Below are 14,231 nucleotides of genomic sequence, written 5' to 3'. Positions count from 1 at the left end.
GAATGATACTGAGGAAAATAAAGAATAATGCATGGAACCTGCTCAACAAAGCCGGGTTGGGTGGAAGTGTACAGTTGTATATGGGTGGCGCTTTGAAGCAATACGGTTGGTTCAGAAGCTATCATTCCAAGCAATCAGTGGATATTAACGGTGACCCGCTGCCGTGGTACACTTACCCTTTCATACTTTTCCTTAAACCCAGGATCAAGCCGGAGTTTATTGTTTTTGAATACGGATCAGGCAACTCCACGCGCTGGTATGCGGCTCAGGTTAAGCATATTGTAGCCGTTGAGCACGATACGGAATGGATCAAACTCATCAGCCCGAAACTTCCTTCCAACGCAAAAGTACTGGACAAGCCGCTGGGCGACGCTTATGTAAAAGCGGTACAGTCCACGGGGGAGCATTATCATATCATTATTGTAGATGGGCGTAACCGCGTGAAATGCGCCAATTTTGCAGTGGACTACCTTACGTCGGACGGTGTATTGATCCTCGACAATTCGGAGCGGGAATGGTACAAAAAGGCAAAGGATTATCTCAAAGAGCGAGGTTTTCGCAGGCTCGATTTCATCGGAATGGCACCTATTGTTGGAATTGAAACCTGCACCAGCGTTTTTTACCGCGATGGTAACTGTCTTGGGATTTAAGAAGCAGACCAGATCGTATTTTAATGAATGATGGAAACAACTCCCTGTTTAATTAAATTACGTTGAGAATATATTTTATAAGGGTATGCGCCCGCCGGTACGACAACTCCCTTGTAAGTTCCATTCCAGGGCCTGGCATATCCGGCCGATTGAAAGATTACTTCACCCCACCGGTTAAAAATGCTTATTTTTAATTCGGAAAATGCATCCGGATTAAAAATTTCCCATGTGTCGTTTTTACCATCATTATTTGGAGTAAAAGCAGTGGGAACAAACAACGAAGGATTCTCGGAAGACGAATCGCATTTTGCAACTGTAATCGTTTTTTCTGCAGTTGCCGGGTCACTTGGGAAGCAGGAGTTTTTATCTGAAGCCTCTACGGAAATGGTTGTTTGGTAATCTACATGTCTATCAGGTAATTGATAAATAAACTCATTGCTGAAAGCGATTGACTGAATAATTCCATCCACTTTCCAGTAATATGAAACTGTAGGTGAGTTTACGGAAGCTGTGAACTGGATTTGTTCTCCGGCACAAGTTGTAGTTTTATCCTGCGTAAGCGTTATTTTTTCCGGTGCTGTTGAAGGTACCCCTTTAAACAAGGTTTCAACCTCTGTTGTATTTAGAGAACGGTTGTATAAATGAACATCATCAATGATGGCATTTATGGCTTGTCCATAATTGAACCTGGCTCCAATAGTGGCTTTGACGATCCCAGTCCCGTAATATGCTGCCGAGCCTTTGGTGGGGCTTGCGCATATTAACTTTCCATCTACGTAGAAATAATAATTAGTGACATCTTTCGCGAGGACAATATGGTACCATTGATTTAATTTGGGCATAGCTCGCGTCATACACCTCACGTTATAATCATACCCCAGGTAACTGCCATTCGAAAAACCGGTAAGGACGCCGGTATACTCATTGCCGATTAGCATACCCTGATCTCCTGATGCACTTCCAATGGAGAACATGAAAAAAGCCTGATCGTATGAGGGTAAACTTCTTGGATATATCCACATGGAATAACTGAACTCATTAATTTTCAGATCTTGGACACCTATTTCAATAAAATCGTCAATTCCATCAAAGTCATAAGCAGCATTTGCATTTCCAAAACGGTCAGTTGTCAATTTTGCTCCTCTGACGTCTCCGTCATTATTTCTATTACTTAAATCATTTGCATTTCCTGTGAAGGGATAGCAGCCTATAAGGCCCTGATTGAGATTTACTTGTGCAGTAGTACCTGATAGAAATGGGAAAAAGAAAGAAAAGATCAAGTAAAAATAATACTTCATAAAGGCGGAGGGAGGTAAGTGCATTCAGGGTTACAATTTCGTGCTTTTTTTTAACATTTTCTTGTTACCTTATGAGTTTTGGACGGCAGAAAACAAATCTACCTTTCCAAAAAATTTCTCATAGGTTACTTTCTCACACGCTTGTCCGCCTATATTTTTCTTAAATCTGGTCAATGACGGTTTAGGATTTCCATTTTCGTCTACTGAAATTCCGAGGTCGAGGATGCTTATGTTTTGTTGCTGACAGAACTCGTAAATTGTCTCCGTCAACATGACCACCGGGCTGAATGTCCGGTACTCTCTAAGATCGGCCACCAGGAAATTGTACAAAATATCGTCGCTCACTTTTAATGATATCGAAAGCGCGATCATTTTATCGGCATCAAAAACGCCAAAAAGCAATAAATGTTCCGGTAACTGGCAGGCAAGCTGGGTCACCTGGCACAGCGACAGCGGTATTTTGTAGTCAGCTTGATTTCGGCAATGCGTCAGAAAGCTATATGCTTTCTCCAATTCTATTTTCTTGCCAGAACCAATAGTATAACCGGCGTTTTTGCATTTGAATAACCTCCTCTTTTCAGCCGGATGGACTTTTTTGGCAAAGCTATCCGAATCAACAGGAATGAAATGATTGGAATGCGTTTCCACAGCCGGAAAACCATTTTGCTCGTAGCAACTGTGTAGTAGATTGTGTGAGTTTGGATGATAGCAGGTCGGGGCGGTCTTGATTGTCAGCGATTTTCCGCACCGCCGGTCAATGAACGCGGTGATGCAGGATAGTAGAAATCCGAGCTCTTGCTGAGAGCAATCGACATCGCATTGAACGCCTCCGAACGGTGCGCGCGGAGGAGAAACCCATTCATCAAATAGATTTACTGCACATTGAAATATTGCCACAGCGCAACTCTGCGTTTTCCTGTACATTGCAAAGCAATAAATAGCATCCTCCGTTTGCGTGAGGAGGTGCTCACAGGTGAGGTAGAGAAATGGCCGAAATCTCAGTTCCAGAGGGCTTTCTCTGGGCTGAATGGCGACATTTACATAAAGATCATCTTTATGCCATTCGAGTTCGGGATTGTGTGTGTGGTAAATAGTGTTGTGTGTTTGGCCGGATAAGAACGGAATGTCACCTTACAAAATTTAAAAATTTGTATAAATCGGATGAAATGACACGTTTTGTTAAATATTTGATATACTAATTTGATATTTTTTATGTTTAATACAATGCTGTTACTATTTTTGTTAATTCATTCAAACGGCTCAGATTGAATGAAGAATATTGTTCTGGTTGGTAATCAGGATCTTTAAGAAAGAGGCAATCTACTGCAGAAAGTTGATTGTTTAATTTAACTTTGACACCCAGATCGTTTAAATTAAATAGAACCCATCCGATACATGAAACACATACTTATCGCCGAAGACCACGCAGTGGTGCGCATCGGTACCAAACACCTCCTCAAATCTTTAATTCCAGAATCAACCATTTCGGATGTAGATGATTTCGACAAGATACTTCAGGAACTTGAAGTTAAATCATATGACCTGCTGATATTGGACATTAACATACCGGGCGGCAACACTACCAAAATGGTTGAAACCATCAGGTTGAAATCCCCTGGGATCAGAATATTGATGTTCTCAAGTTACGACGAACAGTTGTATGGGCTGATGTACTTGCAGGCAGGAGCCGACGGGTATTTGTCGAAAGATGCACCAGAGGAAGAGTTCAAAACAGCGGTAATGAGCGTTTTGAATAACAAAAAGTATATGAGCGAAGATATGCAGCAAATGAATATCAATCGCCTGATCAATCCAAAAGAGTATCTTCCGGATCCGATCGTAAGCCTTTCACCTCGCGAAACGGATGTAATGAATCTGCTGAAAGAAGGCTTGGGAACGGCCAAAATTGCTGAAAAACTGAGTTTGCAACTTTCAACAGTGAGTACTTATAAAGCAAGGATCTTTGAAAAACTAGGTGTTAAAAATATTGTTGAGCTGATCACGAAGATCAAATAACATGGCTCGACGGCTTTGAAAATCCCTGTACCGGAATGGTGCAGGGATTTTTTATTTACTTTTGGCCCACATTAGACACGCTATCAAATTCAGATTTTAACCAAGAGAGAATAATTAATGCGGAAACTGGAAGTCGAAGAAATGGGCCGTCTGACGCTGGAAGAATTTAAGGCATCTGACAAATTTCCATTTGTAATTGTACTCGATAACATTCGTAGCCTGAATAATGTCGGTTCTTTTTTCAGAACCGCCGACGCTTTCAGAGCTCAAAAAATCATCTTGTGCGGCTATACCCCGTACCCACCGCATCGGGAAATTACCAGAAGCGCACTTGGTGCCGAACGATCGGTGGACTGGGAACAAAGCCCTGAAACATTACAGGCCGTGACGCAGCTGCGGGCGGAAGGCTACCGGATATGGTGTGTGGAACAAGTGGAAGGAAGCGTCTTATTGCAGGATTTTAATCCGCAACCTGGCGTATTGCATGCTTTTGTGTTTGGAAATGAAGTAGAAGGAGTGAGTGATGATGTTATTAAGATATCTGACGGATGCGTTGAAATTCCGCAGTTCGGGACCAAGCATTCTTTCAATGTTTCCGTGTCTGCGGGAATCGTCTTATGGGACTATGTTAGAAAAAATTTAACATAAATATAACACGGAAAATTTGGTCTTTTGAGTTTAATAAACGGTATTGCAGGTTATTAATGTATTCACAAATGTGCTTATGAAATCCGCTACGAAAAAGTTATCCACCGAAATTGCTGAAAGTCTGACAGGGAAAATTGACGCAATTTCCGCAGGTTCAAAAAAAATAAAGAAATCAATTGAGAAGGCTGCTGAGAAACTGGCAAAAAAAGTAGCTAAGTTCGAAAAAGAGACGCTAAAAAAGAAAGCGAAGGACGCCAAGAATGCTGAGAAAAAATCGAAAGCAAAGCCGAAAGACAAAAAAGAGAGCAAAAAGGACAGTAAAAAAAACAAAGCTGAAAAAATTGCAGCATTGGTCGCTTCTGCTTCATCGAAGCCACCGGTTGTCCCTCCGGCTAAGCCAACAGTAGGAAAAGAGGCTAGTATCGCGAAACCAGTCGTATCTAAAACTCCTGCCAAACCTGGGGTAAAAGCAGCGGATACCAAACAAGAAGTTTCTAACGAAGGAGCTTAATCCTTCCCAGATAAGAATAGAAGATTCAACTCATCAGGGTTGGATCTTTTGTTTTGTGCGCTGGTGAAATTTAAAGATTGACGATTCCAATGGTCGCCAGCATTCTTCCTGTCAGACCTTTCTCGTGACGGTAAGAAAAATAATCTTCATTGTGAAGCACCGTCGAGTAATTTGATACTTCAACATTGTCTGGTTTCAAGCCTGCAAAAAGCAATTGATGCTTGTTAGCCAGTTTCAAATCGACGAAGAATTTCTCCTTTTCAGCGTCCCAACGCTTGTGAGTCGGGTCAAAATGCTGCGCCACGTCGTCACCAACCTCAAAAGAGCATTCGTCGATGCAGGTACCAATGTAAGCCAGGCAATCTTCGGCCTTCGTTCCAAATGCCTTTTCCATCGCCTCCACCGTTTTTTTGACAATCTGCCCTGCCGTCCCGCGCCAGCCCGCATGAATGGCGGCCATTGCTTTTTCTGTGGGATCGTAAATTAGAATGGGCGTACAATCTGCCACGGTAACGGCTAGCTGCACATCAGGTAAATTAGTGATCAATGCATCGTATCCCTCAAACCTCCCCGATGCAGTTACCGTAAGAATGTCTGTGCCATGAACCTGGTGCGATTTGGCAACCTGATGTAGTGGTACATTTAAAGCATCAAAAAAACGCCGGTTATTTTCAGCTACGTGCTCGGGACTATCTTGTGTTGAGCCTCCCAGATTGAGCGAATGATACGGCGCGGTACTTACGCCGCCATGCCGGGTGCTTTCGGCTGCGACCAGGCCGGGATATCCTGAAAAAATGGATGGAGAGCGAAATAAGGGCTGTTCTAACAGTAAATTTTGATGCGCCATGTGGCTGTGATTAATGCTGATGATTTTTCAAATGTAGATGTTTATGCCTTTTTAATCACTTTCGGGAGAATTTTTTTCGTTACAATAGAGTTGTCTACGTTGGGTAAATGCCGGGGAGTAAACAATGTCGCCGGATACTAGCCAGATTCAGATATTGGAAATAAATGAATTAAATTTGTAGAGAGCGGAAAAGCTTACATCAAGAATTAGTGATTATGATAAAAGTGAGTGTGTGTGTAGTCACCTATAACCACGAAAAGTTTGTAGCCAAGACGCTGGATTCTATATTAATGCAGCAAACTACATTTCCTTTTGAAATTATCGTAGGAGATGACTGCTCAAAAGATAATACAGTTGCAGTTTTAAAGGACTACCAACAACGTTTCCCGGATCAGATCAGGCTTTTGCTACACCCAAAGAATATGGGGCTGAACGGAAAATTCAACGCGCTGGCCACATTTGCGGCGGCAAAGGGTGAATATATCGCCCAGTTTGACGGAGACGACTATCTTCTTACCAATGATAAATTGCAAAAGCAGGCTGAAATGATGGATGCAAATCCGCACTATTCTGCATGCTTTCACAATGCCCGTGTTGTTTTTGACGACAACGCAGCACCACCATATCTCGTCAATACACTTACAAAAAAGGAATTTACGGTAGACGATCTGATAGGAGAGGACGAGCTTTGTTTTATCGCAACGTCCAGCCTGATGTTCAGAAGAGAGGATTTTGCCAAAAATCCTGATCCGGAATGGACTAACCTGTCCACCAGCGGCGACATTCCCCGGAACATTATGTTCGCCACCCGCGGGCCGATCGGGTACATTGACGAAGTAATGTCTGTGTATCGTAAAAACAGGGGAGGTGCCAGCTTCGCAGACAACCATTACGGTGCCGACTTTTTGTTCAACAGGATTCAGCTGTATTCCAATATCAACAAAGAGTTGGGTTACAAATACGATGAAACGCTCAAAAAGAACATTGCTACCTATTACTATAAGCTGCTTTTTTCAAGAGAATACGGGAAAACATACTGGCCAAGATTAAAGTATGCATTGAAATACCTTTCTATGGCAGAGCCTTCGGGCGAAAGGCGAAAAGAAGTGATCAGAGACTTTATTATACCACCATTTGCTATGAAAATGTATAGCTTTCTGGCACTCAATCTTTATAATCTCAAAACAAAAGCCAAGGCTTAAAAGAGGTCGGACAAATAAAAAAGGGACTTTCGGCCATTCATAGCCGGAAGTCCCTTTTTTATTTTTAGAAAACTTTTCTCCTAGAATAATTTTTCCTGAGGCGGTTTCACACCTTTGAGGCGAATGTAAACCGTCGCTTGTCCTCTATGGTGTGTCTGGTGTTCGAATGCTTTTTCAAACGCGACACCACTTTTCATATCCATTCCAAAAACTTTTACATCCTTGCCAAGGTCAGCTTCGGTCAGTCCTTTCAATGAAGAGATAGCGAAATCATAGCTATCCATCACTACTTTCGTTACAGTTGCTTTCGACTGGTCTGCCATTTTTTCAGCTGATCCTTCGAAAGGGCTTTTTTTACCGGTAGCCCCTGAAATAAATGCGAAGTTCGCATCTGCAAGGTGATCCATTTGTTGCGCAAAAGAGCGGATCTCAGGGGTAGGTTTGAATGCATAACCATCGTCAGGCATCGCGTCCAGATATTCCTTTGTGAAAACCTTAGCGCGCTCCCAGTCAGCAACTTGCTTGGAAAGTGTGGTTTGTGCGAATGCAGATGTTACTGCGAAAAGCATCATAAAAGTAATAGTCAGTTGTTTCATTCGATTTTTGGTTTTGGTGGTTGAATAATTTTCATCGAAAGGTACTTCTAAGGAATGCGATTGTCAACAGTCCGGCAAAATAATTGGTAACGCCAGAGCGCCAAGCGGTTACATTATTTTCCTTTTTAGTTTGAAGAAATTTTCGTGGCTAATGATTGCGGTTCAGCAGGTTATTATTTTATTTACCCTAAAACATCTTTTTATCGACATTATCATCGTCCTATGCCGGAGTCATCCAAGGAACGTGCTGAGAAATACCTGGATCTTGGACATAGTGAAGCAGAGAATCACGCCAAAACCCAGCAGGAACTATACGAGAAGCATGTGAAGGAAACTTCAAATGTTACGAATGTCTTGTCTGAGTTTTTCAAAACTAATTTGCTTGGTTTTGCCTGGCACTACATTCGCAGCCGCTTCGGGCCCAGGCATCCCTACCAGGCCTATCCGAGAAACGGAGACACAGGCGTTTACAAACTACAATCCTCTATTCCTTCCCGCGAAGAATTGAGCATCGCATTGCTGTCGGACTGGGCAAGCGATACCGCCGAGTCCGACAAGGTTGCACACCTGGTTGCGAAATACGCGCCGGATTATACCATACACATGGGGGACATTTACTTTGTGGGAAGCCCCAAAGAAGTAGAAGAGAATTTTACAGCGCCGTATGCTTCGTGGTACTATGGAGCGTCGGGCAGTCTGGCGCTTTCAGGAAATCATGAGATGTATTCCAATGGGAATGCGTTTTTTCAACACCTGCTGCCTGCGATGTACATTCAGAACGGGGATGTGAAAAAGACCCAGCAGGCTGGGTTTTTCTGCCTGGAAAACGAGCATTGGCGCATCATCGGTATCGACACTGGCTATACTTCTGTCGGGCGTCCGTTTTTTGAAATTCTTTCCCCGCCGGATTGCCACCTTCGGAAAGAGCAGGTTGAGTGGCTTCGTGATGTCGTGCAGCTGGGTAATCCCAACGATCGGCGTGGCATTGTCATATTAAGCCATCATCCTTACATTTCAGCATTCCGGGAGGAGTATGCCCGGCCGGGAGAGCAGCTTCTGGAATTAATGGGCGCTTCCAAACGCTCCGTGGTCTGGTTCTGGGGGCATGATCATCGCCTGGTTATCTATAATGCTGCCAGCAACGGAAAAGGATTAAATGCTTTCGGGCGCTGCATTGGTCACGGCGGGTTACCCGTGGAAACCGGGATGCCGGACATAGGTGAAGTTTCGAAGATCGGCCTGTACGATACCCGCGTGCGTACCACGATCGGGAGACATTCGCTTGGATACAATGGATTTGTAAGGCTGGTACTCAAAGGAACGGCTTTGCATGCTGAATACCTCGACCTGGAAGATACCCTCGTGTATGAAGAGTCCTGGGTAATTAACAAAGAAAACGGCGAGCTCTCGTGGAATGCGGTTCATGCGCTCCCTGAACTGGCCGTTCGTTAAATCTTCAAGCTGGCACGGCATCAAACCTGATAGCCGTCCCGGTGGCCGTCGTATCTACAATCAATGATGTGCTGCGTCGTGGCTCTTATCAGAGTAAAATGCTGCGAAGGTCACCACGAGACCTATTGTTCCCAAAATAAAAGTGAACAGGTCACCAAACACTGCAAGAATGATAAACAGAATGATGAAAGCTGCAATGTAAACCCCGCTTGTCAGTGAAGTAGATTCGGTATGTGAAGTTTCGGACATTTCGGATTGGATTAATCGTAATCGTTTATTCTGCGAAAATAATAAATACAGGTTAAGATTCAGTAACACTGCGGCTTTTTTTACAGAAATGCTGCTATACAGTCCGTGTTGCACATTTCAGCTCTAAATTACCTGAATTGTATTATTTGAACAATGTGCATAGGGAAGGAGATATTCATGTTATCATTCGAAGATTTACGATTGTTATTTAAATAACTTTAATACAACGTTATATTTGGTCATTGCTTCTTATTTCGATACAATATATCTTTAAATTGTATTTTAATAAAATATAATTTTTTCGCTACGGCGTTGTAGCTGAAAAATCTTTCACTCCTAAATTCAAGAAACGATGAAATGCTTTTACACTATTCTGTTCTTTGCATGGATTGCCTGCGCGGGTGCAAACGCCCAGACAGTACAAAAAAATGACACCCAGGCTTACTTTTCTGATTTCTTTATCATAGAGGTCAAACCTATGCAATTTGAGGTGAGCTACAAATATCCGAAAACCGACCGTGTACTGGTAAGGATCAAAGATGAAGAAAAGAACATCTTGTTTGCCGAGAAAACACTCGTGTACAAGAAGTATCACAAGTACTTCGATTTGTCGACGATGAAAGACGGTATTTACACATTCGAACTGACTGACGGAGAGCACAAATTCTCGCAGTCGTTCACTGTGGCCACCAAAACGCTTAGGGTAGCAACAGCTTTGTAATATTTTCTGACGATGAATCCATACATTTGTTTTAGTAAAATAACGCGCCGCACCGACTTTGGAGAAGCCGTTGTGATTGCTACTAAAACAATTGCAGATGCCCTATATAATTGGTTGTGATATCGGCACAACAAACGTTAAGTCAGTTGCTTTCGATTCGGTTTCAGGTGCTATCCTGACCTCGCATAGTGAAAGTTACGAAATGCAGCATCCGCAGCCCGACTGGAGTGAGCAGGACCCTGTGGAGATTTATGAGGCTACCTGCAAAACAATCAAGGCCGTTGCCGTTTTTTGTAAAGACAAAGGCGAGCTGCTGGGTATCAGTTTCAGTGCCGCGATGCACGGTGTACTCGCATTGGATAAAGCCGGAAAGCAGCTCACTAACCTCATTATCTGGGCCGACAACCGCAGTTCCGACATTGCGATCAAGCTACGATCGTCGCAAATTGGTAAGAAAATTTACAACCACAATGGTACGCCCATTCACGCGATGACACCGGTGTGCAAGCTGATGTGGCTGAAACAACACGAGCCTGAAATTTATAAAAATACCAGCCGTTTTGTGGGTATTAAAGAATACGTCATTTTCCGTCTCACCGGGAAATTTGTCGTCGATTATTCCATTGCTTCCGCGACCGGGATGTTCAATATCCGGGAATTGAAATGGGACGCTTATACCCTGAAAAAGCTGGGTTTGAAATCTGAAAAGCTGTCAGAAACAGTATCTCCTTACCACATTGAAAAGCTTCCTGCCGATAATCCTGCGGGACTTCCTGAAGGTACCGCCCTGATCATGGGTGCCAGTGACGGATGCCTGGCCAACCTGGGTAGCGGCGCGATCCGGACCGGTTCGATGGCCGTGACGATCGGTACTAGTGCCGCAGTACGGATTTGCTCTGATAAGCCGTATTCCGATCCGCTTATGCAGACGTTTTGCTACGTGCTCGACGAGAAAACTTTCATTGTAGGAGGGCCTTCAAACAATGGAGCGGTCATTTTTGAATGGTTAATGAACACTTTCTTTCCAAAAGAAGAATACGATGCGGTATTCAAAGAAGCATCTAAAATAAAGGCAGGCTCGGACGGGCTCCTTTTCTATCCTTATCTGTTGGGCGAACGTGCGCCACTGTGGAGCTCGACGGTGCGTGGTGGTTTTTCAGGGCTTGACATTCAGCATACCCGCCCTCATTTCGCAAGGGCCGTCATGGAAGGTATTCTGCTGAATTTGTACAGCATTGGCAAGATCCTCATGGAAATGCAGAAGATCGACACGATTTATGCCAATGGCGGGTTTGCCCGCAGCCCCATTTGGGTGCAGATGCTGTCCGACATTTTTGGTAAAAAGGTGATGCTAAACGAAACCGTAGAAACGGGTGCAGTAGGCGCGGCAATGATGGGGCTGAAAGCTTTGGGTGTGAATAAAGAGTTCTCTGAAATGACAGCATTCACGACCGTGGGGCAGGAGTTTGACGCCAAAGCCAGCGTTCACAAGGAGTATCATACTTTAAGCGAGAAGTTTATCAAAGGAGCCAGGTTAACGATGGCTCAATAGTAAAAGTCCCGGCTCCATTGTGGAAACCGGGACTTTTAATTAAAAACCTCTTAGAACTTGTAAGCCAGACTCAATCTGTAATTTCTCGGAGGATCAGCCTGCCAGTAGTAAGCATTCAGCCATTCGTAATATCCGCCACTGTAAATGTATTTGTCAAGGATATTGAACACATTCAATGTCAGCTTGATCTTGTCTTTCTCCCAGAAAAGCCCACCGTCCAGTTTGAATGAATTAGGAAGGTTCAGGCTGCTGTTTGAGTTACTCCAGTTGGAAGTGGCGCGGTCGCCGAGATAGGTAGCCCCGCCCGACATTCCGGTGCCTTTCAATGCGCCATGCTGAATTTTGTAGCTCAGCCAGGCGTTCACGGTATGTTTGGCATAACCCGGAATTACATCGCCTACTTTCACATCCGTCACACCTTCGGTAACCTTTGTTACTTCTGAATTCGTGTAAGCATAGTTGGCAGTCAGGTTTAAGCCATTTATGATGGTACCGCGGAGGTCAAACTCAACACCCTGAGCTCTTTTCTGGCCCAGTACAATGCTCAGTCCTGCATTGGGCGGGCTGTTTGGATCGGAGGTGAGCTCATTTTCTTTCAGAATCCGGTAGATAGAAACAGTAGTGTTCCATCTGCCTTCGGCCCAATCCCTTTTTACGCCCAGCTCGGTATTGTTGCCAGTGATTGGTTTCGCATGGACACCGCCCGCTAGCCTGCCCGACTGCGGCAAAAATGCCTGATCGTACAATGCGTAAACCGAAGTGTTTTTATCTACGGAAACGCTCAATCCCACGCGTGGTGTAAAGTGATTCGCTTTTTGAGCTTCTCCACCATAGGCCGACTGGGTCACATGCGTGTAGCGACCTGCCAGTGTCAAACGGATTTTATTGTCCAAAAATCCGATCTCATCCTGTGCATAAAGGCCTGTATATTTTTGATCAATGGTACCGCCACCATTGACAGCTCTCGCTTCCAGGTTCAGCGTGCGGTCGAATACCGGATAGCCGTTGACAGGAGTGGAGTAGTAAGGGTTTTTAGGATCAAACTCATGTCCTAATGTATCCAGGTTGTGTGATTGCGACCAATCAGCGAAATATTCTTTGGTGCCAACGTCGATACCGCCCAGGATTTTGTGCGTTACGCCGCCGGTGGTTATTTTACCGTTGATAAATGCCTGTGCCAGTGTCATTTCGCTTTTTGCATCCCAGATACCCACCGCGCGGATCAATGTTCCGTCCGGATTTACGGTGTTGGGCCACATGCTGCTGCCTTTTTGCTGATAGTTGAAATAAGCAACCTGGGCAGTTAGTTTCCAGTCATCATTGATCTGATGTTGAAGGTTCAGGTAAAGACTTTGATCCTTCATCTTCGTAGGAGCGAGACCGGGGGACAGTGTTGTAAAATCGCGTGGCAATGATGCGTAGCCCTCCGGCGAGAACACATAGTACGAGCCTACATCCGACATCTTCGCATACTGCATCGTGTACTCCGCAGTTAATTTGGTTTTATCGTCCAGCTGGTAAGTCACTACCGGCGCAATGCTATATCTGTTGTTATATTCAAATGGGCGGAAAGAACCCTTATTTTGACCAGCCAGATTAAGGCGATAAAGCAGTTTCCCGGTTTTATTCAGTTTGCCGTCCAGGTCAAGTGCAGCACGGTAAAGTCCGAAGCTTCCAGTTGTAAATGACGCTTCGCCTTTGTTTTGTCCGGTTGGTTTCTTGGTCACTACATTGTACAAACCGCTTGGATCGCCATTGGCAAGCATAAATCCTGCCGGGCCTTTTACGAATTCAATATGGTCCACAAAACTCATATCCTCAGTCAATGGTCCCCAATAGGAGCTTACCACATTGAATCCATTACGGAAAGCCTGTATTTGAGAACCGCGCATCGAAATATTCGCATACATATCGCCCCAGTGTTCGAGGCGTGTAGCACCGCTCACATTGCGGATCAACCCATCGCTCATGCTGATAATCTGCTGATCAGCGAGCACCTGTGATGTTACGACCTGCACATTCTGAGGTGTTTCAAGGATCGGGGTTATGAGTTTCAAGCTCGACGAAACGTGATCCGATTTATAAAGGTTACCACCTTTTACGATCACTTCTTCGAGTTGATTAGCGCTCTCAGAGAGGCTAAATGATACATGAACAGTTTCGCCTGCAACGACTTCTACTTGCTTTTCCTGAGTAGCCAGTCCTACGAAGCTGATCAGCAGCGAATGTGATCCTGTTTTAACCTTTTCAATGGTAAATTTCCCCTGTGCATCTGAAATTGCTCCTTTTGAGCTGCCTTTCAAACCTACGGAAACTTGTTCAGCGGGTTGTCCATCCGAGCTTAGTATTTGGCCTGTTATCCTGCCAGTCTGCGCAAAAGCACTAGCCGCCGAAATCAGAAGTAGGATGAAAATATAAAGTTTTTTCATTTTATTTAAAATTGGTCTAAATAATTTTTCCGGTGGCAAATATGGAAGTGTAAACTTTGG

14 protein-coding genes are annotated in these 14,231 nt (G+C 44.2%); 8 read left to right on the top strand and 6 right to left on the bottom strand.

Translation table 11 applies throughout. The annotated features are described in order from the left end of the window. Window positions 1-2: 2 nt before the first annotated feature. The gene (locus ABIO93_RS32455; RefSeq protein ID WP_348074212.1) at window positions 3-650 is read left to right on the top strand and encodes an FkbM family methyltransferase; all 648 of its coding nucleotides are present in this window, start codon (window positions 3-5) and stop codon (window positions 648-650) included. Between the two features lie 20 nt (window positions 651-670). Here the strand turns inward: ABIO93_RS32455 and ABIO93_RS32450 are convergent, their stop codons facing one another. Further along, a complete protein-coding gene (locus tag ABIO93_RS32450) occupies window positions 671-1,948 on the bottom strand; it encodes a LamG-like jellyroll fold domain-containing protein (RefSeq protein ID WP_348074211.1) in 1,278 nt (425 codons plus the stop codon). A 69-nt stretch (window positions 1,949-2,017) separates the two neighbouring features. Then, entirely contained in the window at window positions 2,018-2,872 is an 855-nt protein-coding gene (locus ABIO93_RS32445; RefSeq protein ID WP_348074210.1) for a hypothetical protein, read from the bottom strand. A 471-nt stretch (window positions 2,873-3,343) separates the two neighbouring features. On the opposite strand from ABIO93_RS32445, the gene ABIO93_RS32440 reads away from it, so the two are divergent. The 3 genes from ABIO93_RS32440 (at window position 3,344) to ABIO93_RS32430 (ending at window position 5,123) form a co-directional block, all read left to right on the top strand. Continuing rightward, entirely contained in the window at window positions 3,344-3,964 is a 621-nt protein-coding gene (locus ABIO93_RS32440; protein ID WP_348074209.1) for a response regulator transcription factor, read from the top strand. A 117-nt stretch (window positions 3,965-4,081) separates the two neighbouring features. Continuing rightward, window positions 4,082-4,612 (top strand): RNA methyltransferase, encoded by a 531-nt coding sequence (locus ABIO93_RS32435; protein WP_348074207.1) that lies wholly within the window; start codon window positions 4,082-4,084, stop codon window positions 4,610-4,612. 76 nt (window positions 4,613-4,688) lie between these two features. After that, on the top strand, window positions 4,689-5,123 hold the full coding sequence (locus ABIO93_RS32430) for a histone H1/H5 family protein, HCT subfamily (RefSeq protein WP_348074206.1): 435 nt from the start codon (window positions 4,689-4,691) through the stop codon (window positions 5,121-5,123). Window positions 5,124-5,193: 70 nt separating this feature from the next. Here the strand turns inward: ABIO93_RS32430 and pgeF are convergent, their stop codons facing one another. Further along, window positions 5,194-5,970, bottom strand: coding sequence for a peptidoglycan editing factor PgeF (gene pgeF, locus ABIO93_RS32425; RefSeq protein WP_348074205.1), 777 nt, complete (start codon window positions 5,968-5,970; stop codon window positions 5,194-5,196). A 215-nt stretch (window positions 5,971-6,185) separates the two neighbouring features. Here pgeF and ABIO93_RS32420 point away from each other — a divergent pair, with 215 nt between their 5' ends. Continuing rightward, window positions 6,186-7,172, top strand: a complete 987-nt coding sequence (locus tag ABIO93_RS32420; RefSeq protein ID WP_348074204.1) for a glycosyltransferase family 2 protein — start codon at window positions 6,186-6,188, stop codon at window positions 7,170-7,172. An 80-nt stretch (window positions 7,173-7,252) separates the two neighbouring features. Here the strand turns inward: ABIO93_RS32420 and ABIO93_RS32415 are convergent, their stop codons facing one another. Then, entirely contained in the window at window positions 7,253-7,768 is a 516-nt protein-coding gene (locus tag ABIO93_RS32415; protein WP_348074203.1) for a DinB family protein, read from the bottom strand. A 222-nt stretch (window positions 7,769-7,990) separates the two neighbouring features. Here ABIO93_RS32415 and ABIO93_RS32410 point away from each other — a divergent pair, with 222 nt between their 5' ends. Next, window positions 7,991-9,220 (top strand): metallophosphoesterase, encoded by a 1,230-nt coding sequence (locus ABIO93_RS32410; RefSeq protein ID WP_348074202.1) that lies wholly within the window; start codon window positions 7,991-7,993, stop codon window positions 9,218-9,220. A gap of 60 nt (window positions 9,221-9,280) precedes the next feature. Here the strand turns inward: ABIO93_RS32410 and ABIO93_RS32405 are convergent, their stop codons facing one another. Further along, entirely contained in the window at window positions 9,281-9,469 is a 189-nt protein-coding gene (locus ABIO93_RS32405) for a hypothetical protein (protein WP_348074201.1), read from the bottom strand. 352 nt (window positions 9,470-9,821) lie between these two features. Here ABIO93_RS32405 and ABIO93_RS32400 point away from each other — a divergent pair, with 352 nt between their 5' ends. Both ABIO93_RS32400 and ABIO93_RS32395 read left to right on the top strand, forming a co-directional pair. After that, a complete protein-coding gene (locus tag ABIO93_RS32400; protein ID WP_348074200.1) occupies window positions 9,822-10,190 on the top strand; it encodes a hypothetical protein in 369 nt (122 codons plus the stop codon). Window positions 10,191-10,287: 97 nt separating this feature from the next. Further along, window positions 10,288-11,742 carry a gluconokinase gene (locus ABIO93_RS32395; protein WP_348074199.1) on the top strand — a complete coding sequence of 485 codons (1,455 nt, stop codon included), beginning with the start codon at window positions 10,288-10,290 and terminating at the stop codon, window positions 11,740-11,742. Between the two features lie 50 nt (window positions 11,743-11,792). Here ABIO93_RS32395 and ABIO93_RS32390 read toward each other — a convergent pair whose 3' ends face one another. Continuing rightward, the gene (locus tag ABIO93_RS32390) at window positions 11,793-14,171 is read right to left on the bottom strand and encodes a TonB-dependent receptor (protein ID WP_348074198.1); all 2,379 of its coding nucleotides are present in this window, start codon (window positions 14,169-14,171) and stop codon (window positions 11,793-11,795) included. Between the last annotated feature and the right edge of the window lie 60 nt (window positions 14,172-14,231).

The organism is Dyadobacter sp. (assembly GCF_039919315.1).
Lineage (GTDB): Bacteria > Bacteroidota > Bacteroidia > Cytophagales > Spirosomataceae > Dyadobacter.
This window is presented reverse-complemented; position numbering and strand designations above follow the sequence as displayed.

What these genes read in the sequence shown, in the direction of transcription:
- ABIO93_RS32455 (WP_348074212.1), top strand. Translation starts at nt 3, where the DNA reads ATGATACTGAGGAAAATAAAGAATAATGCATGGAACCTGCTCAACAAA.
- ABIO93_RS32450 (WP_348074211.1), bottom strand. Translation starts at nt 1,948, where the DNA reads ATGAAGTATTATTTTTACTTGATCTTTTCTTTCTTTTTCCCATTTCTA.
- ABIO93_RS32445 (WP_348074210.1), bottom strand. Translation starts at nt 2,872, where the DNA reads ATGTACAGGAAAACGCAGAGTTGCGCTGTGGCAATATTTCAATGTGCA.
- ABIO93_RS32440 (WP_348074209.1), top strand. Translation starts at nt 3,344, where the DNA reads ATGAAACACATACTTATCGCCGAAGACCACGCAGTGGTGCGCATCGGT.
- ABIO93_RS32435 (WP_348074207.1), top strand. Translation starts at nt 4,082, where the DNA reads ATGCGGAAACTGGAAGTCGAAGAAATGGGCCGTCTGACGCTGGAAGAA.
- ABIO93_RS32430 (WP_348074206.1), top strand. Translation starts at nt 4,689, where the DNA reads ATGAAATCCGCTACGAAAAAGTTATCCACCGAAATTGCTGAAAGTCTG.
- pgeF (WP_348074205.1), bottom strand. Translation starts at nt 5,970, where the DNA reads ATGGCGCATCAAAATTTACTGTTAGAACAGCCCTTATTTCGCTCTCCA.
- ABIO93_RS32420 (WP_348074204.1), top strand. Translation starts at nt 6,186, where the DNA reads ATGATAAAAGTGAGTGTGTGTGTAGTCACCTATAACCACGAAAAGTTT.
- ABIO93_RS32415 (WP_348074203.1), bottom strand. Translation starts at nt 7,768, where the DNA reads ATGAAACAACTGACTATTACTTTTATGATGCTTTTCGCAGTAACATCT.
- ABIO93_RS32410 (WP_348074202.1), top strand. Translation starts at nt 7,991, where the DNA reads ATGCCGGAGTCATCCAAGGAACGTGCTGAGAAATACCTGGATCTTGGA.
- ABIO93_RS32405 (WP_348074201.1), bottom strand. Translation starts at nt 9,469, where the DNA reads ATGTCCGAAACTTCACATACCGAATCTACTTCACTGACAAGCGGGGTT.
- ABIO93_RS32400 (WP_348074200.1), top strand. Translation starts at nt 9,822, where the DNA reads ATGAAATGCTTTTACACTATTCTGTTCTTTGCATGGATTGCCTGCGCG.
- ABIO93_RS32395 (WP_348074199.1), top strand. Translation starts at nt 10,288, where the DNA reads ATGCCCTATATAATTGGTTGTGATATCGGCACAACAAACGTTAAGTCA.
- ABIO93_RS32390 (WP_348074198.1), bottom strand. Translation starts at nt 14,171, where the DNA reads ATGAAAAAACTTTATATTTTCATCCTACTTCTGATTTCGGCGGCTAGT.